This window comes from Paraliomyxa miuraensis, assembly GCF_026337845.1.
Classification (GTDB): Bacteria; Myxococcota_A; Polyangia; order Nannocystales; family Nannocystaceae; genus Paraliomyxa; species Paraliomyxa miuraensis.
Map to the genome: position 1 here is coordinate 1 of NZ_JAOVZF010000134.1, position 21,227 is coordinate 21,227.

At 70.0% G+C, this 21,227-nt stretch carries 16 protein-coding genes; 5 read left to right on the forward strand and 11 right to left on the reverse strand.

The window, feature by feature from the left end:
• From OEB96_RS04810 to OEB96_RS04840, 7 genes are all read right to left on the reverse strand, one after another.
• The coding region (locus tag OEB96_RS04810; RefSeq protein ID WP_266214250.1) for a SpvB/TcaC N-terminal domain-containing protein at positions 1-5,777 on the reverse strand (5,777 nt) is incomplete at its 3' end.
• A 285-nt stretch (positions 5,778-6,062) separates the two neighbouring features.
• Positions 6,063-6,194, reverse strand: a complete 132-nt coding sequence (locus OEB96_RS04815; RefSeq protein WP_266214251.1) for a hypothetical protein — start codon at positions 6,192-6,194, stop codon at positions 6,063-6,065.
• Between the two features lie 485 nt (positions 6,195-6,679).
• Positions 6,680-7,243 (reverse strand): hypothetical protein, encoded by a 564-nt coding sequence (locus OEB96_RS04820; RefSeq protein WP_266214252.1) that lies wholly within the window; start codon positions 7,241-7,243, stop codon positions 6,680-6,682.
• A 44-nt stretch (positions 7,244-7,287) separates the two neighbouring features.
• On the reverse strand, positions 7,288-8,385 hold the full coding sequence (locus OEB96_RS04825; RefSeq protein WP_266214253.1) for a hypothetical protein: 1,098 nt from the start codon (positions 8,383-8,385) through the stop codon (positions 7,288-7,290).
• A gap of 45 nt (positions 8,386-8,430) precedes the next feature.
• Positions 8,431-9,588 (reverse strand): hypothetical protein, encoded by a 1,158-nt coding sequence (locus OEB96_RS04830; RefSeq protein WP_266214254.1) that lies wholly within the window; start codon positions 9,586-9,588, stop codon positions 8,431-8,433.
• A 214-nt stretch (positions 9,589-9,802) separates the two neighbouring features.
• Positions 9,803-10,783, reverse strand: a complete 981-nt coding sequence (locus OEB96_RS04835; protein ID WP_266214255.1) for a response regulator — start codon at positions 10,781-10,783, stop codon at positions 9,803-9,805.
• 43 nt (positions 10,784-10,826) lie between these two features.
• The gene (locus OEB96_RS04840; protein WP_266214256.1) at positions 10,827-13,133 is read right to left on the reverse strand and encodes an ATP-binding protein; all 2,307 of its coding nucleotides are present in this window, start codon (positions 13,131-13,133) and stop codon (positions 10,827-10,829) included.
• Between the two features lie 262 nt (positions 13,134-13,395).
• Between OEB96_RS04840 and OEB96_RS04845 the strand changes: the two genes are divergently transcribed.
• The 5 genes from OEB96_RS04845 to OEB96_RS04865 all read left to right on the forward strand — a co-directional run bounded on the left by OEB96_RS04845 (position 13,396) and on the right by OEB96_RS04865 (position 17,618).
• Positions 13,396-14,145, forward strand: a complete 750-nt coding sequence (locus OEB96_RS04845; protein ID WP_266214257.1) for an NUDIX hydrolase — start codon at positions 13,396-13,398, stop codon at positions 14,143-14,145.
• Positions 14,139-15,179 carry a hypothetical protein gene (locus tag OEB96_RS04850; RefSeq protein WP_266214258.1) on the forward strand — a complete coding sequence of 347 codons (1,041 nt, stop codon included), beginning with the start codon at positions 14,139-14,141 and terminating at the stop codon, positions 15,177-15,179. Before OEB96_RS04845 ends, OEB96_RS04850 begins: the two co-directional genes overlap by 7 nt.
• A gap of 30 nt (positions 15,180-15,209) precedes the next feature.
• Complete coding sequence (locus tag OEB96_RS04855; protein ID WP_266214259.1) at positions 15,210-16,106, forward strand: hypothetical protein; 897 nt, start codon at positions 15,210-15,212, stop codon at positions 16,104-16,106.
• Positions 16,103-16,609: a 4-hydroxylaminobenzoate lyase gene (locus OEB96_RS04860; protein ID WP_266214260.1), complete on the forward strand. Its 507-nt coding sequence runs from the start codon at positions 16,103-16,105 to the stop codon at positions 16,607-16,609. The genes OEB96_RS04855 and OEB96_RS04860 overlap by 4 nt, the downstream gene beginning before the upstream one ends.
• A 283-nt stretch (positions 16,610-16,892) precedes the next feature.
• Entirely contained in the window at positions 16,893-17,618 is a 726-nt protein-coding gene (locus OEB96_RS04865; RefSeq protein ID WP_266214261.1) for a hypothetical protein, read from the forward strand.
• A gap of 13 nt (positions 17,619-17,631) precedes the next feature.
• Here OEB96_RS04865 and OEB96_RS04870 read toward each other — a convergent pair whose 3' ends face one another.
• The 4 genes from OEB96_RS04870 to OEB96_RS04885 are packed head-to-tail and all read right to left on the reverse strand — an operon-like array spanning position 17,632 to position 21,126.
• On the reverse strand, positions 17,632-18,420 hold the full coding sequence (locus tag OEB96_RS04870; RefSeq protein WP_266214262.1) for a hypothetical protein: 789 nt from the start codon (positions 18,418-18,420) through the stop codon (positions 17,632-17,634).
• Positions 18,417-18,833 (reverse strand): hypothetical protein, encoded by a 417-nt coding sequence (locus OEB96_RS04875; RefSeq protein WP_266214263.1) that lies wholly within the window; start codon positions 18,831-18,833, stop codon positions 18,417-18,419. Before OEB96_RS04875 ends, OEB96_RS04870 begins: the two co-directional genes overlap by 4 nt.
• Positions 18,830-19,750, reverse strand: a complete 921-nt coding sequence (locus OEB96_RS04880; protein WP_266214264.1) for a hypothetical protein — start codon at positions 19,748-19,750, stop codon at positions 18,830-18,832. The genes OEB96_RS04875 and OEB96_RS04880 overlap by 4 nt, the downstream gene beginning before the upstream one ends.
• 44 nt (positions 19,751-19,794) lie before the next feature.
• Positions 19,795-21,126, reverse strand: coding sequence for a cytochrome P450 (locus tag OEB96_RS04885; RefSeq protein WP_266214265.1), 1,332 nt, complete (start codon positions 21,124-21,126; stop codon positions 19,795-19,797).
• Positions 21,127-21,227: the final 101 nt, after the last annotated feature.

Here is a 21,227-nt window from a genome sequence, read left to right on the forward strand (position 1 = left end):
GCGCGGCGGATCACCGCGCCGGTGTCGTCGGTGACCACGTCGGTCGAGCCGAGGTGGTCGTCGTGCAGGAATTCGATCGCATCGATCCACACCCCGGATCCCGCCGGATCCCCGAACTTCGTGAATCCCCCGATCCCTGGCGTTCGCACGATCTGCGCCACGGTACGCCCGGCCGCAGGCACGCGGTACGTCAGCCGTAGCGCGCCCGCGATCTCGCGGCGCTCGTAGAGACCCTGCATCACCACCGTCAGATCGTCCTCGAGCGCCGAGTGCCGCGAGAACCGATTGCCTTGGGCGTCGTAGCGGAAGTCGAGAGTCTCTGCGCCGTCGACGACCTGCCGCACCTTGTCGAACGGCGTGTACGTGAGCGTGCGGCCGCCGTGATCGACGACGTTGCCGCGGGCGTCGTAGCCCATCAGCACGGGCACTCCAATGCCGTAGGCGAAGAGCCGCCCGTCCTCGTAGACGTAGCTGCCCACGTCGGTCTTGTGGGTGATGTTGCCGACGTCGTCGTACGAGACGTCGACGACGCTGCCCCCGAGTGCGCCGGTGATCGACGCCTGCGTCAGCCGCCGCAGGTCGTCGTGCTCGAACGCCTCCTGCTGCCCACTCACGAGGTCGGAGCGCTGCTCGAGCTCGCCCCACGGGTGCCAGTCGTAATCCAGGCTCTGGACGAGGTTGCCGGGACTGTCGGTCTGCACGGTGGTGGGCAGGCCCGTGAGCGGCTCGTAAGTCCGGGTGGTTTCGAGACCATTGCCGAAGCGCTCGAGCGTGAGACGGCCGGCCTCGTCGGCCTGGAGTGCCGACCACAGCACCGTGGCGCCGCCAACCCTGACTCGGCGCAGATACCCGGCGCCATCGTAGTCATAGTCGGCGCGCAGGCCAGGGTCTCCGTCCACCGACGGGTAGTGCAGCGTCTGCAACCGGTCGCCGAGCCCGTAGTCGAAGTGCAGTTCCAGCGCCCCGGGCACCGTGAGCATGAGGTCGGACACCGTGACCGTGTCCAGGCGTCCGGATGCGTCGTAGCCGTAGGTGGTCAGGATGTCGTCGGGGCCCTCGCTCGTGTGGAGCCGGCCGGGCCGGATCACGTCGTAGGTGTGCGTGGTGTCGCCGTCGGCGTCGTGACGCGCGAGCACGCGGCCGAGCGCGTCGTACTCGAACCCGATGACCTCGCCGGCACCGTCGGTCTGCTCGAGCAGCTCTCCAAAGCCGTTGTAGACGCGGGTTCGGGTGCCAAAGGAAGGATCGGTCTCGGTGACGATCCGGCCCGCCACGTCGTGCTCGTACGTGCTGACCCAGGGAGTCTGCGGATCGGTGCAATCCCGACGGACCTCGCCGAGCACACCGAAGGCGCCGTACTCGAAGCAGGTGCTCGTCCCATGGGGATCGATGCTCACCGCCACCCGCGAGGCGGCGTCCGTCTGTAGCAGCGAGGTCGCGCCGCTCTCGTCCGTGTGGGCAGTCTGCAATCCCTTCGCCAGCAGTCCGTAGGCGAAGTGCTCGGGGCTGCCATCGGGGTGCTCGACGTCGGTCACGCGATCGAGGCCGTCGTACTCCGTGGCGGTGTAGGCGCTCGGCTGCTCCGAGACCCAGGTGGGGAGGCTTCGGCGATGCACGCGACCGCGCCCGTCGTAGAGCGTGCTGACGTAGACCTCATCCCCAGGGCCGCCCGTGTTGATGGGCACCTCGTCGAGCGCCTGCATGCCCCACCACGCCTCTTGCATCACGTGACCGGTGGCGCCGTAGTCGGTGGTGAGCTCCTGGCCATCGGGCGCGGTCGTCCGCACGCGCAGCGCCGACTCGATCTGGAATGTGTCATCGTGGACCGGACCACCGAGTTCGTACTCGATCGTGGTCACGTGCCCATCGGACAGCCCCATCGGCGACACGCGTCGCTCGTGCCGGGTGGGTCGCAGGAAGCCGTCGTAGCGATGCACCCAGGTCACCCCGTCGGCGGCGACCTCGGCGATCGGCACCCCCGTGCCGGGATCGTGGATCACCCAGCTCTCGTGCCCCGCCGCATTGATCATCGACTCGGGATGCACGCCCTCGGCGTCCCACGTGGTGGTGGTTGTGCGAACGTCGCCCTGGAGGTTGGTCAGGGTGGTCGTGATCACGTTGCCACGGCCGTCGTACCCATACGTGGTGTCGAGCCGCGCCACCGTGTCGTTGGGAGCAAAGGTCGAGCTGGAGACGGCCCCGGTGGCCGGATCGTAGGTCGCGGTGTGAGCACGCTCGACACACCCACCACCCACGCAGCTCTGCTCGCTCCACGCCTCGGCACGGCCCACGATCCACGCGGATTGATCGTCGAGCATCGCATCGACCTCGTAGATCCGCTGCTCGGCGTCGTTGGTGGTCGTGGAGGAGACGATCGTCCCCAGGCCGTCGCGCTCCTGCTCGATCGTGAGCCACTGGAATCGCTCGCTGGGCCTGAACTCGCAGTCGATCGTGCAGCTCACGTCCCGCACGAAGACATCCACGTCCTGGCGTGCCGGGTACGTGAATAGCGTGTCGCCGCCCAGGCGAGACTCGACCACCGTCTCCAACTGCTGCTGCGTGCGGGTGAGCCAGTACTGCACCGCCCCGGCGTCGTCGACGGCCCGGCGCTGCTCGAGTTGCTCCACCGGGCGACCGGCCGTGGGATAGTCGGCGTGCTGGTCGTCTCGATCGTAGGCGTAGCGGATCCACGTGTGGTGATCGATCTGCCCTTCGCGCCAGCGCTCGACCTCGGCGAAGCCCAGCAGGCCCTGGCCCCACGCGTCGACCACGGCATCGTGGTAGGCGTAGCGATCGATCTCGAGGTCGGCCTGTGGGTTGGCCTGCGTCGCATGCCGAGTGACCACGGCCATCGCCCCCTTGGCGCCCGTCCTCGGGTAGGTGTGCGGGCCCGAGATGCCGTGCGCGCCCGTCGTGGAGACGGTCTCGTAGTCGATCTCCACGGTCGCCCCGAGCCCGTTGGTGATCGTCGTGACGCGGTTGTGCGGCTGCCCGTAGTTGGTGGCGAAGGTGTTGATGAGGTACGGCCAGTCGGTGGGGTTGTCCTCGACGTAGCCGAGGAAGGTGATCTGCGCGCGCTCGTGGACGGCAGGGGCGAGCGTCATCACCTGGAGCCGCGTGGCCGCCTCGGTCCGCTCGCGCCAGGTGGCGTCGTCGGTGTACGCGGGCCACCCCGATGGGATCCCTCCCACGGCATGATCGGTGTACGTGCCGTCGCCGGTGGAGACCACGGCCGTCCAGTCGCCGCCCGCGCCCGACGAGGGCAGCAAGAGGTCGACGATCCCGTCGAGGTCGAAGTCGTAGAGCTGCGCCGCCACAAAGCCGAGCCACAGGTTGGCGTGCGGGTTGCCCTGGAACGTGTGCATGGGCGGGCCCGGCTCGAAGCCGTCGCCCGTATTGACGTAGGGCCGGATCACCGTGGGGTGGTTGGCCTCGACGTCGGTGCCGCAGACGATGCCCTCGCCCCAGTGCCCGCCGTCGTCCAGACCCAGGGGCAGCTCGGGATTGCCGGGGTGGTCGCCCGACGCGAGCTCGTAGCGCACGACGTCGACCAGACCATCGCCGTTGACGTCGGCGAGCTTGTCGAGCCCCAGCCCCGCGCTGGCGACCGGCCGACCGAAGACCGCACGCGAAAGGCCGTTGCGGCAGCGGCGGTCGTGCCAGCGCTGGTACTGGTCGCGCGGCAGGCCGGTGGGCTCCAGCGTTCCCGGGGGGCCACCGGGTTCGAACGCGAGCGCGAGGTAGTCGGTGCGCTGATCCTCGGGCAGCGGCAGGTACCCCTCGTGATACGCCTGCGGGCTCTCGAAGTCGGCCGGGACCGGCATGGCGGCACCCGTCGCGTAGGCGGGAACCACCAGCAGATCCTGTCGTCCACCCCGAAGGCTGGTCACGAGCAGCTCGTCGTGCACCGAGCAGCCCACGCCGCTGTCGTAGGTGGTGAAGCGGTAGTGGCCCGAGGGACCCGCGGGGTCGGGGCCGCGCTTGGCCAGCACCCAGCGCCCGCTCTTGTAGCCATCGCCCTGGCACAGCCACAGATCGGTCAGGCCATCGCCGTCGTGATCGAGCGGGACCACGGTGTAGATCGGTGCGCCAAAGAGACCTGCGTCCTCCTCGACGAACGACACGGGCTCGCTGAAACCGGGCGGGGCAGACTCGCCTTCGGGCGTGGCGGCGACGGCCACGACCACTTCCTTCGCGAAGCGATACCCCCATGCGTCGACCCATGGCCCACCCGTGAGGTCGCGTCGGGGGATCAGCAGATCATCGCGTAGATCGCCGTTGGCCTCGATCACCATGATCGAGAACCCCGGCTGGAGCCGGTCGAGGTGCACCGCAGCGGCGGAATCGACGATGGCTTGCTCCTCCTCGGCCGTGAGTTCCTCGTCGTCTGGCACCGCGGCCAGGGCCGCGTCCACCTCGGCCTCTATGAGCGCCTCCACGTACGCGTCGCCCTCGGGCAGCACCGTGGGCCACGACACGACGACCGGCGTGTCGAGCAGGTCGAACTGCGAGGTGCCGTCCCACGCCCTCCAGCCCGTGTCGGTGAAGTACAGCAGGTCGTGGTCGGAGTCACCGTCGAAGTCGCCGACCAGGCGCGTGGGCGAGCTGGCGAACGGCACCGGATCGTCGACGAGCTCGGCGTCGGGCCCGAGGAACACGCCGTACGGGACGAAGCTCATCGAGAGCGAACCCGCAGCCCCGCCCGGAGCGCTCCACTCGAACGTGGTCTGGGGCAGGCATGCACCCGCGGCATCGCACTTCTTGACCCATTCGATCCGGCTGCGGCCGGAGAGCGGGTCGACATCGTAGTTCAGCACGTAGGTCGCGATCACCTGCGCGTAGGGACCCTCGACGGTGATCGTCTCGAGCCGCTCGGTGCGACCCTGCACCACGCCCGCCACGTAGCCCCACGAGACATCGGTGCGAGCGACATAGTCGAAGCGAACGTGTCGTCGGCTCGCCTCCGAGCCCTTGCCCGCGTAGGCGATCTCGTCGAGCCGCAACGTATACGCATCGGAGCCCCCGGCGGGCTTGGGAGCGTGATACCGGTACTCGATGCCGTTGCCGAAGCGATCCTCGGCGCGGCGCAGCGCCCAGACCCACGGCACGGGATCGCCGTCGATCTCGTGAAACAACATGGCACCGGGCTGCCCCAGAGTGAGGACCCGGCCATCCTTGGTGAAGACCTCGAAGTAGCCGTCGCGAGCATCGGTATCGGCGTGCTGGACGATCTTCGCGAACGGATCCCGACGCGTGCGGTACTCCGCACCATCGAGGCCATGCACCCCCGCGACCAGCACCAGGCGCTCGTCGCCCCAACAAAGCGGATCGGCCTGCTCGAATTCGAAGGGGCCATTCGTACCGTCGAGCGCGAGCGTGCGATTGCAACGGCGGATCGGCGGGGCGATCCCCCCTAGGGAGAACCCGACGCCGAGCGGGCCATCCTGCGTGGTGCTTCGATACTCCAGCGAGAGTTCCGGCGTCATCGCCCCCACGCCCGGCGCAACGTCGAGCGGGATCGAGTACACGGCCTGGCCGGTCGGCGTGACCCCGGAGCGCCCGGGCAGCGTGCCAACCTCCGTAGAAGGATCGAACGCGACTGCCTGCCCGCGAAGCTGTGCGACCTCATCCGCGAACGTGACCGGCGGTGGCGGTGGCGGTGCCACGCCTCCGCGTGGCGCGGCCTCGACCGCGGAGGAGCCACCGCCGCACGCCGGAGCGAACAGCAGCACGAGCGTGGCGATCGTGAGCGTGGAGCCAAGAGAACGAATGGGCATGGATCCCTCCCAACGAGCGCACCGAAGACCAACCGTCGCACCACGACGAAGGCTTCACTGAATGACGAATCTGGCGGGCCGGCTGAAGATCACCACCGCCCTCGACTGACCATGGGCGGGCTACGGCACGCGCATGAGCGGGTCAAATGACAATCGGTCAGGACGACGATTTTCCAGGGCGCAAACACGCCCCTACGAATTCATCGAACTCCAACGGGTATTGCATTGGCAGCCAGCAGGCCGCCGAGGGCAGCCGGGGATCAACCCGTCATCGCGGCAGGACGGTCAACCGATGCTGCTCAGTAGCCGCAACACACGGGCGAAAGCAGGATCGAGCACGGTGCGGGCGCGATCGATGCGGTGGTTGCGCCAAATCGGCACACGTTTGCCGATTTGGCGGAAAATGCGCGGCTGCATGACGGTGCCCGACCCCCCGGACGGCATCCGCACGACGGTGCCCGCCCCCCCGACGGTCACCGCACAGCGGTGCCCCGACCCCCGGCCGGCTCGCTCGCTCGGCTCCCGACCGCAGCGTCGGTCCAAGCTCGACCCGCTCTCCGTGCACCCGACCCCGGTGTCGATCCGCGTTCGCCCTCGTTCCTCGTTGCCCCACCCCCGCGTCGGGTCGAAGGCCGACCATCCGCGCTCGCCCCGACCTCGCCGTCGTCGGCAGACCGATCGGCTCTCTCCTCGTCCGACCTCGCCATCGCCGGCAGACCCATTGGCTCCCTCCTCACCCGACCCCGCCATCGTCGGCAGACCAACCGGCTCTCTCCTCAGCCGACCCCTTCACCGCCCACATCCCGTGTCGCCTGGCCGACGATGACTTCAACGAGTTCGCGACCTCCCTCGTTCCATGGCGTGCCAACGAAGGAAATTGCTACGAGCGTTGGACGGATCCCTCAGAACGCCAGCGCCAGCCCGGCCGTGGCCGACCAGTTGCCGCCCGCCCAGCCGTTGCCGACCCATAGATCGAAGGTCGCCGGCCGAACGAACAGCCCGACCTTGTCGTTCCACAGCGCCCTGAACTGGGCGCCGAGCGTGAGGAACCAAAAGTGCGCCGCGCCGTGGCCGTGGGTCGCGGCCGAGAAGCCATATCCAGTGGCGGCCAGGGGTCCCAGGTAGAGCTTGGCGTTGCCGGCCTGGCCCACGCGAAAGTCCCACAGGAACATCGGGCCGAGGTTCATGCCGAACATCCCCGAGTCGAAGTGGATCGGCAGCCACGCCCCGATCGCCGGGCCCACGTCGCCGCCGCGAAGGTGATACTGGAAGTCGATCGGCGCGCGGCCAAAGAGCCCGCCCCCCGGGATCCCCACCGCAGCACCGAGCCCCAGCTGCGCGGCGAACGGCCGCCCGCTCGAGTTGTCGCTGGGCCCCGCCTCGGCCCGGCTGGGCACCAGCGAGGCGAGCATGCCCACCACGAGCGAGGAACCGAGGCCAACGAGGGCGCGAGCGCGTCGACGCATGCTCGGATGGTACGAGCCCGGCCCATCCAGGGAAAGCGGGCGCGCTACCCGGCCGGCGGGATGAACTCGTCACACGTGGTGTCGATCAAGTCCACCGCCTGCTGGAAGAACTGGTTGTAGCTCGCCGCACACACCGAACCGCGGATGCTGTTGGGGAACATGTCGACGAACTCGCGGATCTTCGCCGGATCCTGCGACTCTGCCGGGCACACCGGAGCCGCCGCGTCGGTGTCGTTGATGAGCCCCAACATCACGATCGCGGTCGCGTCCCCGAGCTTGCTGGCGGTCACGTTCGCAAACCATCCCGCGGGCAGGCCGTTGCTGTCGTCGTCCTCCTCGTCGGTGATGATGGTGACCACGAGGATCGCATCCTCGCGCACGAAGCCCTCGTTGCACGCGCCAGGCTGCGCGAGGTCCTCGCTGAGCGCCCCCACCATCGCCCCCATGGGCCGCTCGCTACCGTCCCCGTCGCTGCCGACCTTGGCCGAGCACTGGAACGCCGAGATGAGATCGGGCTCGGTGCTGTCCATGTAGCGACCGCCGGTCGTGAAATTGCACGGCACGTTGGGCGCATCGGAGGCCATCGTGTGGACCACCCCGGCGCCCAGCGTCGTGTCGCACGCCTCGGGCGTCACTCCGCACGGGTACGTGGGGATCTCGGGACAGAAGCCGAAGGCAGGGCAGAGCACGGGACAGGCCCCTCCCCACTGCGCGTCGGTGTCCACCACCATGATGTGGTAGTCCTGCGCCTCGGTCAGGGTGTTCTGGATCGACTGGATGAAGCCGGGGAAGCTCGCGATGAGCGAGTCCTGGTTGTCGCCCATCGATCCCGAGTTGTCGATGACGAACAGGAAGTCGACCTTCTCGCAGCCCTCGGCGTTGCCGCCGTCGTCGACCATCCCGCCGGTGTCGGGCGCCACGTCGAGCTTGATCCCGCCGCCCGGGCCCCCCTCGGCCGTTCCGTCGGCCACCGTCGCGGCCGACGACGTGGCCGTGCCGTCGCCCGGACCCGACGTGAACGAGCCCACCGAGGCCGATGCCGACGCCATGGGCACGCCAAAGGACCCGCCGCGTCCCTCGTCGTCCGCACACCCGCTCGCCAGCCCGAGCCCCACCCCCACGATGATCGCCGCTCGTCGCATCCTCGACCTCCCCTGCTGCTCCCGACGTGCCCGCGCCGCGGGCCTTCAGCCCTCGGGCGGGATGAACTCCTCGCAGGTGCTGTCGATGAGCGCGACCGCGTCCTGGAAGAACGAGTCGTAGCTCGGCGCGCACACGCTGCCGAAGAAGCCCTTGTCACCGAACGAGTCCACGAACTGCCGCAGCCGCGGCGCCGCCTCGGCTCCGTCGCTGCCGTCGGCGAGGTCCTGGCAGATCCCACCGGGCATGTCGTTGTCGCCGAACAGACCCAGCACCACGATCGCACTCTCGTCGCCGTTCTTGGCCGCCACCAGGGCCTGCTTCCAGCCCGCGGGCGTCCCGGCCGAGTCGCCGTTGCCGTCGTCCTCGTCGGTGATGAAGGTGACCACCAGGATCGCGTCGTCGCGCAGGAAGCCCGTGTTGCAAGGCTCGGCCTCCGTCCCGGACGTGACCGCCTGCACCATCGCCTCCATGGGTCGCTCGGTGCCCGCATAGGAGCTCACGCCCACCTGGGCCGCACACTCGAACGCGGCCGAGAGATCGGGCTCGTTGCTGTCCATGTAGCGCGCCCCGGTGGAGAAGTTGCAGTCCATGTTGCTGCTGCCCTGCCCCCGTGGATGGGTCACGCCGGCCCCGAGCACGTCCTCGCAGACCTCGGGCATGGTCACCCCGCACTGGTAGCCACCGTCGAGCCCGCACACCGCCCCCAGGAAGCACGGGAACAGACAGGCCGGCCCCACCGTGGGATCGCAGAGCCCCATGGGGTTGATGCACTCGGGAGGAGCCGTCGTGCACATCTGCTGGCAGGTCTCGTACTGCCAGGCATCCACGTCGAGGACCATGAGGTGATAGTCCTGCGCCTCGTCGAGCGTGCTCTGGATCGTGTCGATGAACAGCGGAAAGCTGTTGATGAGGTTGCCCTGCTCGTCCCCCATCGACCCCGAGTTGTCGATGATGAACAGGAAGTCGACCTTGTCGCAGCCGCTCTGATCACCACCGTCGCCCGCCGTCATCGCGTCGGTGTCGGGCGGGGCCACGTCGAGCTTGGTCCCGCCGTTGGTCTCGTCGTCGCCCTCGGTGACCGCCGACGACGCCGTGGGATCTCCGTGGGTCGTGTCGGATGCGCTGTCGCCCGCCGTGAAGGAGGTCGGCTGACCGGTCGGTTCCTTCTCGCCCCGATATCCACCCCCGCATGCGACCGACACCACCAGCGCAAGCGCCAGGCTGCCCCGCCAACCAATCCCCCCAAGCGTAGTGCGCACCATCTCGACACGACCCTGCCACACCACCGAGCCGGCCCGAAACCTCGATTGGCCGGGTCCCACGGGGGTTGGCTCACTTACGCGCCGAGCCCGGTACGACGACCCCGTGCAGGATGCGGACGCCCCACTACACCCAGGGCAGCTACACCCAGGGCAGCTACACCCCGAGCAGCTCGCGGACGCTGCCGGTCACCACGGCGGTGGGCAAGCACATGCGGGCTCCCGCCGCGCGGGCCTTGGCCTTCATGTCCTCGGTCGGCGCATCGTGGACCGCGAGGATCTGCACCCCGCCGGCCCCAGCCGCCGCCACCAGCTTCTCGATCGCCTGGCTCTCGTCCACGTCGGGCACCGACAGGCTCAGGATCACGTGGCGAGGCGGCGCGGACTGCCCCACCAGCACCGCGTCGGCCCCCGTCTGCGCCGTGAGCACCTCGACCGGGGGGTCGGCGCTGGCCAGCTCGTCCTTGACCCGCGAGCGGAAGTCGGCGTTCTGGGTCACGATGAGCACCTTGGCCGCATCGGCGCGGCCCTTGCCACGCTCCCCCGCCGGCCGCAGGTGGAAGGCATCGGTGACCTGGGCGCGAACCTCGGTCACGTCGAGCGGCTTCTTGAGGCACGCCGCCGCCCCCGCCGAGAGGATCCGATCCATGTTGGCCTCGGTGTAGTAGCCGGTGATGGCGATGACCTCGGTGTTGGTCGTGGCCGGATCCTTCTTGAGGCGCGTGCAGACCTCGAAGCCGTCCACCCCCGGCATCATGAGGTCGAGGAAGATGAGCTGGGGCCGGAACGAGACCACCAGCCGCCCGGCGTCGAAGGCGTCCTTGGCGACCTCGACCTCGAACTTGTGGTCGAGCTCCTTGACCACGTCGCGCACGAGATCCAGCACGACCGGCTCGTCGTCCACGACCAGGATGCGCCCCACCTCCGTGCCCTGGGACACGTTGAACGGGATGTTCCGCTCGCGGCAGACCTGCTCGAGATCCTCCCGCCGCACGCGACGGTGCCCTCCGACCGTCTTGAATGCGGGGATGAGACCGTCCTCGATCCAGCGGATCACGGTGGTGGGGGTGACGCAGCAGATCTTGGCGACGTCGTGAGTGGAGTAGGTGTCCTTGACGGGGGTTCGACCGCGGGCCATGGGCAGTTCTCGTCTCGAGCAGGGGTGAGAAGGGCAAGTCGGCTCAGGGGGGCGCCGCGCCGGGGGGGCCGGTGGCGGGCGGCGCGACGGGCTTGCCCGACGCGGGCAGCGTGACCACGAACGTCGCCCCGTGTCCCGGGGCGGACCGTACGACGATGTCGCCGCCGTGGTCTTGTACGATTCCGTAGGAGATCGCAAGTCCGAGCCCGGTCCCCTTGCCGATCTCCTTGGTGCTGAAGAAGGGATCGAAGATCCGGGCCTGGATCTCCTCGGGGATTCCGTGGCCCTGGTCGGCCACCGTCAGCTCCGCCCCTCCATCCTCGGTGCGGCGCAGGGCCACCTGCACCGTGCCCCCGCGAGGCATGGCGTCGGCTGCGTTGCTCAGCAGGTTGAGCATGACCTGTTCGATCTGATCCGCGTCGGCGGAGATGACCACCGAGTCGTCGAGTTCTCGGATGATTCGGATGTTGTGCATGCGCCACTGGTACTCGCCGATGGACAGCACGCGATCGATGAGACCCCGCAGATCCACGCGGCGGCGCTCGCCCCCGTCCTGCTGCCGCGAGAACAGCAGCACCCCCTCGACGATCTTGCGGCAGCGCTCGCCGCTGCGAGCGATCTTCTCGACCTTCTCGCGCACGTTGTCGGGCAGCGGGCGCTCGAGCAGCAGCTTGCTGTAGCCGACCACCCCCGAGAGGGGGTTGTTGATCTCGTGAGCAATGCCCGCCGCCAACAGACCCACGGCCGCGAGCTTCTGGCTGCGCAGCACCTGGCGCTCGAGCGCTCGGCGCTCGCGGAGGTCGAGCCCCACGATCACCGCCCCGCGGATCTCCTCGCCGTCACGCAGCAGCCGCGCTTCCACGTGCAGCGGGACCTCGCGCTTGGCGGCCGGCAGCGACGGATCTCCCAGCAGGGTGACCTCGCGAGCGACCACGCCGTCGCGCAGCAAGGTGCGCCATAGCGATGCCCACTGCTCGGGCTCGGCGGCCGGCGCCACGTCGATGCCCAGGCGGCCCCCGAGCGCGGCGCCTCCCGAGATCCCCAGCGCCTGCTCGCTGGCACGATTCCACGTGACCACGCGCCCCTCGGCGTCGACGCTGTTGAGCAGCACGGTGGTCTGGTCGAGCACCATGGCCTGGTAGGCGGCCAGCTCGCGGGTCTCGATGGCCAACAGCCCGTTGGCCAACCCCAGCGCGATCTGTCCCGCCAGACCCCCGATGAGGCTCCGATCGCGCGCGTCCCAGATCTCCCGCCCCGGCACCAGGAGCAGGTGCCCCACGACCCGGCTCGGGGCCCGCAAGGGCACGCGATGGACCGTGCACGAGGGCTCGAGCGCCCCAAAGCACCCCTGCACCATCGGGTCGTCGGGCGACAGCGGCTGGAGCTCTTGCGCCTCGTTCCAGGTCTCGGGGGGCTCGACGTGCACCAGCGGCACCGAGCGGCGCGCCGCACCGTTCTCCCAGGGCCACCGCACCCATGCGCCACCCACCCGAACCAGCACCGTGATGCGCTCGCAGCCCAGGCCACCGCCGAGGGCCGCGCACGCCGCCAGCACGCTCTGCCGGGGGTCCGGGCTCGACACCAGGCAGCGGTCGACCTGGCTCACCAGGCGCTCCTCGAAGGCTCGACGACGCCGCTCTCGGATGTCGCGGACCAGCACCACGGCCGGCCCGGTGCCCGCCGCCACGGACAGCTCGACGGGAAGCGGCTCGCCATCGAGGCGACGCAGATCGACCTCGCCCTGCCAGCTGCCCGCGCGGGCCACCGTGAGCGCTCGAGTGAGCTGGGGCACCGAGTCCGGATCGGCGAGCTCGAGGAAGCTCCGCCCGGCGATCGCCTCGCCCAGCAAGGTGATCGCCGCGGGGTTGGCATGGACGATCTTGCTGTCGAGATCCACCAGCATCATGCCCTGGTCGAGCGCGTCGAGGCTCCGGGTCACCGCCAGCCCGAGCTCCGCCTCCGGCGATGCCGTCTTGCCATCCGCCGGATGACACGTCACCGTCACGTGACCGTCACCGAGACGATGGGCCCGCACCACGCAGTCGACGCGCGGACCGAGCATGGGCACGAGCCCCACGTCGAGCACGAAGCCGTGACCGGGCTCCTTGTCGCGCAGGCCCATGAAGGCGCGACCGAAGGCCTCGCGCTCGCTCGAGCGAGCGAGCCACCCGAGGAAGGGCTCGCCCACGGCCTTGCGTGCCGGCACCTGCACCAGCTCGACGAACACCCGATTGCACGCCACCACCAGACCCGCGCGATCGAGCACCGCGGTGGCGATCGGCGCCACCTGCAAGACCTCGCGGTAGAGGTCGTCGGTCGACGACGCGACCGTCGGGGACGAGGCGGTCACGCGGTCCATCACGCCGCGCCTCCCGTCGGGAGCCCACCCGGCATGGGCAAACCGGCGGGGAATCCGCAGCCCCTCGGCACGGAGCGAGGAATGCGGCGCGGATCCTGGGTCCAAGCGCGGCACATGATGGCCAACGAACGTAGCGTAACTGCAAAAGCCACGCACGGGGACCCTCTCCCGCGTGAGCGCTGCTCACGCGATCTGCTCGGCGACCGGCGCTGGTGCGTGGTACCAAGGAGGCCAACGAGGGCAACAGGCCACCATGAACGATGATCCGTCTCGATCCCCTTCGGCGCCGCCTCCACCGGACTCGCCGCAAGCGGACGCAGCCGGATCGGTGATCCGCCACGCCGCCACCGTGCTCGTGCTGCGGCCGGGTGCCGACGGCCGCGAGGTCTACATGGTGCGCCGCAGCGCCAAGAGCCCGTTCATGCCGTCGACGCTGGTGTTCCCTGGGGGACGGGTCGACCCCGAGGACGGTGCGATCGATCAGGACCCCAGCTGGGAGCGCGCCGCTCGACGCGAGTGCGAAGAGGAGGCCAGGCTGCGTCTGGGCCCCGATCGCACCCTGCGGTGGTTCGATACCTGGCTCACCCCCTCGGCGGAATCTCGGCGGCGCTACCTCGCCCGATTCTTCATGACCGAGCTGTCCGTGGGCGAGGGGACCGAGGCCCAGGCCGACGGCGTGGAGACCCACGAAGGGCGCTGGGCCACCGCGGCCGAGCACCTCGCCGCGTGGGAGACCGAAGAGGTCGATCTCCCGCCCCCCACCCTCGCGATGCTCTTGCGACTGCGCGAGGCCGAGCGCCACGGCCTGCCCGCCATGCTCGACGTGGATCCACGCGCCTTGATCTTGCCCAAGGTCATCATCGCGGACGGCCGGCTCACCATCCTGATGCCCCACGATCCCGACTACGCGGTCGCGCCGGGAGAGGCCGCGCCGGCTCCTGCCCGCGTGCATGGGTTGCCCTCGCGCTTCGTTCGCGACGGCCAAAGGTGGCGACCGTGCTGAGCTCCGTGCGCGAGCCCATGACGAGCCCCATGACGAGGATCGGCACGAGCATGGTCGGGCGGGCGGTCGTGGGCGTGGCCCTGCTGCTGGGGCTGATCGCCGGCTGCCAGCGCGAGGACCCGCCCCCGCGCGAGCGCGTGCCTTCCCCGCCGCCTCCCGCCGCCTCGACGCCCAACGACGCGGCGATCGACGTCGCCGCGGCCGATCCGGCTCGCGCTCGCCTGCTGGCCTGGCTCGATCCCGACGCGGTCTCGGTCGCCTACCTCCGCACCCCCTTGCGCGCCGATGCAGTGGCGGTGGTCTACGGCCTGCCACCACGCGCCGAGGATCTCCTCGAAGCCATGGGCGACGTCGACGAGGCGCTCGAAGCCATACGCCCCAGCGATGCCCCCTCGGCCACCACGTGGCTCGGACCTCAGACCCTGGCCTCGGCCAGCCTCATGGCCAAGAAGCCGCTCGTCCTGCGCCCCCTGACGGTGTCACGCGCGGAGGCGATCACCCGGCTCGAGGCGCTGGGTCTGCAGCGGCAGGAGGTCGATGCCTTCGAGGTGTGGGTCCCTCGTCGCGTCTTCCCCCATCGAGTGGTCCTGCTCGAGGGCGACGTGGCCGGCTTCATCCCCGTGAGCGATCCGGGCACCGGCCTGCCTCCGCTGATCGCCGCCCGCGACACCCCCCCGTCGGACGTCGAGACCCAGCTCGATGCGCTGCTCGAGCTCCCGGGGGGCCCGGTGGCGGCCGTGTTCGCGGCCGGCCCCATGCTCCACCTCGACTTCGACCAGGCCGTGCTCGCCGTGCGCTTCGAGCTACGGCCGACCCCCGAGGGCTTCGATGGCCAGATCGCCCTGCAGATCGACGGTGAGCCCAGTGCGGTGGTCACCGTGCTCTCCGCGCGCAACGCCCCCGAGCAAAGCGATGCAGTCCAGCAATTGATGAAGCGCGTCACGTTCGTGGTCGATGGCCCCGATCGCTCGGTGGTTGCCGGCCGCCTGCAGCTATCGACCGCCGATGCCGCCCCTCTGCTGGCGGAGCCCTAGGACGAGCGCGTGCCGATGCTACGCCTCCGGATGGTCACGACTCGACGATCGCCTTGGTGGGCGAGCGCATGGCTGCTCGCGCTCGCCTGCCAGACCAGGCCGACCTCGGTTCCGGTCTCCGATCCGGCTTCCGCTTCGGCCTCCGATCCGGCCTCCGATCCGGCCTCCGATCCGGCCTCCGCGTCGGCCGATCCTCCCCCATCGCTCCAGCCACCCCCGCCCTGTGGCCCGACCGGTGAGGGCTTCGACGGCTACGCCTGGACCTCGCCGACGGCCTCCGCCGTGGCTTCGATCCAGCTCGACGATCCCGAGCTGGCCGCGACCCTCTCCGCGCTGGGCGACCACGTGCGCGACGCCGGACACGGCCTGCCGATCCCGCTGGCGTTCTCGCTCGGACAATGGTCGTGGCAGGTGCCCGTGCTCGTGGCCACGCTCGAGCGCGCCGGCTTCCACCCTCGCGAGCTGGTGTTCGTCGCGGGAGACGATGGCGATCATGCGTGGATGTGGCGCAGCACCTGTGATCTCGACGAGATGATCGCGCGCATGGAGTCCGCGTGGGCCGTGGACGCACGCCGTACGGTGGAAGGCGTGGTCGCAAGCCCGTCCCCCCAGGCCCCGCCTCCGGCCTTTCCCCATGACGTGCTCGTGCTGCCAGGCCAGCGCCTGGCCCTGGTGCCCGCCGGCCATGCCACGGCCGTGCTGGAGCGCTTCGCCCTTCCTGCCCCCCGCGTGGGACTCGGCGTCGCGCCGCTCCCCACCGCGGGCCGCCGCCTCGAGGAGCTCGCGCCCGCCCCCGTCCGCCTGGTGTTCGTCGGCCGTGCGCTGCTCGATCCCGCCGCCGCCTCGACCGCCCACGAGCCGCGCTCGCTGCGGATCACCGCACAGGGGGTGGACGGGGATGCTAGCCTCCCTTCCCCACCGCCATGACCGACCCTCGTCAGGATCTCCTCACCCAGCTCGCTCCCGTGCTCGACCTCGTGGCCGAGCTCCCGCTGGCCGAGTGCCGCGATGCCGACGAGGCGGCGCGCCTGGCCGCCCGCCTCGAGTCGACCATGCCCGCCCAGGGCGAGCTCGCGCAGGCGATCGGCCGCTCCCTCCGCGAGGGGATCGCCGCCGGCTGGCTCTGCGATCGAGGCGAGCCCAGCGCCCGCTTCAGCCGAGTCGCCAAGGCCGACCCACGAACGCGCGACCTGTCGATCGACGTGGTCGACCTCGAGGGCCCCGCACTACGCCACCGTCATCCCCGGGGCGAGGTGACGCTCGGCTTCGCGATCGATCCCACGGCCGAGGGCTCGCGCTTCGATGGCCATCCTCCCGGGTGGGTCGTGATGCCAGCCGGCTCGGTGCACACCCCCACCGTCACCGGTCCGCGCATGGCCTTGCTCTACTTCCTCCCCGACGGGGCCGTGGAGTGGAATCCCGCCGATTGACGGCTGCGCGCGATCGCTGCCGCGCATTTTGCGGAGATCGACCCGGTCAATCCTCGACCACTCCTCGATCACGCCTCGACCACTCCCCCAAGTGGGACCTTCGCTGAAAGGCCCCCGTGAGACGTTGCGTTCCGGCCACGTTCGACCGACCTGCGGGGAGCCACTCGGATCGGGCCCTTCCCCTCGTCCACGAGCCCAAAGCTGCCCACGGGGATCCAAAGCCCCTTTTGCTGGGCCGCGCGTCCTGATAACGTCCCGCCCGATTCAAGGAGCACCCATCCAAGTGAAGCTCGCTACGAAGTCCGTCGCCCCTGCGATCCTACTCGGTTTGTGCATCGGCCTCGCCGGAGGCTGTGGCTCGAAGAAGCCCCCAGGAACCAACCCGCCCGGTGAGGACGGGGGTGGCAAGGCCGGCAAGAAGCCCAAGAAGCGTGGCGGTGGCAACGACGCCGGTGGCGACGGCGGGTCCGTGGCCGACGGCGGCGATGGAGGCGACGGTGGTGAAGCTGCCGCGCCCACCACCTGCGAAGCCAAGGTCGCCGATACGCCCACGCTGCTGTTCGGGGATCAGGTGATCATCCGCCCGCCGGTCGGGGTCGAGTTCCCCCCCGACGAGAACCCCATGGTGCAGACCGCGATCATGTCGGGCGGCTTCATGTCCGCCTGCGACGCGATCATCAAGCGGATGATGGTGTTCGTGTACGAGGTGGACAAGAAGAAGAAGCCCGCCAAGCTCATGGACGAGTTCATCTCCACGCTCGAGAGCCAGGGCTACGCCGGCGGCACGCGCTCGGAGGCCTACGTCGACACCGCAACCGACTATCACATGTCGGTGGAGTACGGCGGCGGCGGCGGCAACTCGGCGGTGGTGCTCTACCTCGGCGTCGCTCGCCGCGGTGACAAGGACTTCATCGTCATGCTCGAGTCCGAGCCCGCCGACTTCAAGCTCCTCAAGCCGACCTACGAGGAGTCGGCCAAGAGCCTGTTCGTGGTGCCGCCCGACGCCTGACCCGACGCTTCGGCTAGAACCGCATCGTCATGCTCGCGCCCGCATGTCCGGGCGCGAGCGTGGGCACGAGCGCGAGCTCCCTGCGCACGCGGGCACGCCGAGCGCCCCCCACTGCCATCATGGCGATGCCCCCCAGGACCAGGGCCGAGCCCGCCGCGAGGGTGACGATCCCTCCCGTCTGCCGGCGACGCGCGCGATCGATCAAGCGCTGCTCGTCCACGTAGAACGTCTCCCGACTGGCCCGCTCGAGCGCCTGGTTGCGAAGTGCCCACAGCGGCAGACTCACCGCCAAGAGGGTCACCGCCCCCACCGAGAACATCGAGCTGCCCCCGGCCACCAAGGCACGCCCCGAGCGGAGATCCTCGGCTTGATCCTCGCGCATCGCCGGGGGCGGAGGCTCGGCGGGCGCCGGAGCGGCAGCCGGCTGAAGCTCCGCCGGTGGTGGTTGCGGGGCCACGGCGGGCCGCACCCGTGTGAGCTCGGCGTCGATCTGCCCGAGCTGCTGCTCGATGGGCGCTCGCACCGAGGCCGCCTCGGGGGTGTCTCCATAGAGCGCGCGATGCTCGACCAGCCAGCGCGCCAGTAGCTCGCGCGCCTCCGCGAGGTGGGCCGGATCGTGGGTGCCGTTGTAGAGCTGCACCTTCTCCTGCGCCTGGCCGTGCATGGCCTGCAGCTCTTCCACCTTGGGGGCCACCTTGAGGTATGGCTCGACGACGGTGGTCGTGGCGCCCCGAGCCGCGACCGCCGGCAGCGGCATCACCACGCTCGCCGCGACGGCGACCGAGAGGATGGTGCGCATCATCGATCCTCCTCGCTCTGCGTGGCGGTCCCGACGACGACATCGACGGGAATGGTGTCCACCACGTCCCCATCGATGAGCACCTGGAGCGCGGTCGAGCCGCTCTCGACCCCATTGACCACCCACACGTCGCGCACGATCGAGCGTCGGACCTCGACCTTGCGCGAGTCGGACGGGCGCATCTCGAAGCGCTCGAACCCCACGTAGTCGCGTGAGCCCTCCGCAGCACGCGGCTGCGCCTCGAAGACGAGCACCCCGCCTTCGGGAACCACGATCCCCTGAGCGCCCAGCTCGGCTTCGGGGGTGGCCCGCAGCTGATGGAGCGACACGCGACCAAACTCCGGATCGCAGGCCACGGTGCCGAAGAGCCCCAGGGCCAAGCCCAAGAGCACGATCGACGAGACCACCCGTCTCATTGCATGCCTCCCGTGCTGCCGGTCCCGGTCTCCGTCGACGTCTCGCCGGTCGCCGTGCCCGAATCCGAGCCGGACGCCGTGTCCGTACCGGCGTCCGTGGTCCCGCCCTCGGTCTCGTCTGCGCTGTCACCTCCCGGGGGACGACGCTCCGGCCCGTCGTTGGACGACAGCACCTCGATCGCGATGGTGTCCTCGCGCCCGCCGCCCTGCACCTGGACATAGGCGGTGCCGGCCTGCCGCAGCTCGAGCGTGGCGAGGTGTCCCTCGGTCGAGACGAAGGCGGCGACGCTGGGCTCGAGCGACACCCACGAGTAGTCGAGGTGACCCACCAGGAGCTGGCCCGATGCATAGGGCTCCACCCGCAGGTCGATCGTTGCCCCCACGTCTCCATGCGTCACCACGTCGCCATCGTACGCATCGGCACGCACCACGGCCAGGCTCGTCGCCGGAGCGATCGACAGGGTCACGAAGTCTGCCACCGTGCCGTCGTCGGCCAGGCCCAGAACCGACACCAGGCCCGATTCCTGCGCCTGGTAGCGCGCCGTGGCGCCAACCGGATCGCAGTCGAAGTCGTAGTCGAGGTCGCAGTCGGGGATGTAGTCGTAGCTGGGGTTGGACGAGCGCGAGAGCTCTCGCGCGCGCGACGATCCAGCCAGCTCCAGCCACCCGGTTCGCACCGGGACCGACGAGCCCAAGCCGAAGCTCATCTCGACCTCGGAGCCCAGGGCGACCTTGGTGGGGAAGCCCGTGACCCTCCCCTCCACGCAGGTGATGTCACCCGCCCCTGCGCACTGCCAGCGAAAGCTGCCGTAGCCCAGCTCGCCCTGGCTCGACCCGGACCCGCCGACCTCCGTGCAGCTGCCAGTCATCGCCACGCCCAGCAAGGCGCCCACCGTCGACCATCGTGATGCGATCATGCTCGAGCCACCACCGAGTCGCCCAAGCATACGTGACGCCGACGTCACGAGCCACCGGGCACCGGCCTCCGGCTCTCGACCACCAGCTTCACCCCATGGGCCGGACCCACGTTCGCCGCGCGGACCTTGCCGCGATCGGGCTCGTTCGAGGCCAGGCGCAGGCCAAAGCGATGCACGAGGGTCCCGAGCACCACGCGAAGCTCGTAGTCGGCCATGGCCGCCCCCAGGCAGCGCCGCGCTCCGCCTCCGTACGGGAGATACTCGAACGGCGAGGGCTTGCGCTCGAGGAAGCGCTCGGGCCTGAACCGCAGCGGGTCGGGATGGGACTGCGCGCGCAGGTGGGCCACGCCGATCGCCGCGGCCACGCCCACGCCCGCGGGAAGCTCGTAGCCACCCAGGGTCATGGGCGCGAGCAAGCGACGAGGCGCGGGCGCTGGAGCCAGCGGGTGGCGACGCAGCGTCTCCCGGCACACCGCATCGAGATAGGGCAGCTTGGCGACGAGCTCGGGCTGCGGCGTCGGGCCCAGCGCCCGCAGCTCGGCCCGCAGGCGCTCGAGCACGTCCACGTTCTGCGGCTGGTGCAGGGCGTACAGGCCCCACGCGATCGCGATCGCCGTGGTCTCGTGGCCCGCGACCACGAGCAGCAACAGCTGCTGCCGCACGTCCTCGTCGCTCATCGGCGCCCCGTCCTCGTCGCGCGCCCCGATCAAGAGGCTCAGGATGTCGTCTCGTCCCTCGTCCTCGCGAGCGGCGGCGATGAGCGCATCGACGCGCTCGTGCACGGCCCGCTGGCGGCGGCGAAACGCGGCATAGGGGCCAATGCCTCCGAACTCGCGACGCAGCCAGGGGAAGATGCCCAGCAGCGGCGAGAACCCCTCGAGCAGCTCGGTGAGCTGCCGTCCGAGCTCGGCGCGCTCGGCCGGCTCGCGCAGTCCGAACACCACCTCGAGGATCACCTCCAGCGAGATCCGCTGCGCCGTCTCGTGCCCGCCCACCGTCCGACCGGGCTCCCACTGCGCCGTGTGCTGCTCGGTGATCCGCTGCATCGCCGCGCCATAGGCCCGCATGCGAGCCCCCTGGAACGGCGGCATCATCAGCTTGCGCTTGCGTCGATGCTCGGGACCTCCGATCAGGATGAGCGACTGATCGCCGAGCACGAACGCGAGGTCCTTGGAGAGCGGCTCGAGCGTGTCGGGATTGGCCGCGTAGATCGCCTTGATCCCCTCGGGGTCCCCGGTGCACACCAGCGGCGGGTTGCCCGGGATGGTGAACGTCTCGCCGTACTCCTTCGCCATCGCCGGCATCACGCCCATCGGGTCACGAAAGTAGCGAACCAACGACCACAGCGAGCTGCGCGGACCGGGCGGCAAGGCCATGAACCCGCGATCATAGCGGACCACGCCGGGTCAGGATCGCTCACCCGAACGACGAAACCCCGTAGAACGGGGTTCGTTCGGTGAGCCCGGCAGGGATCGAA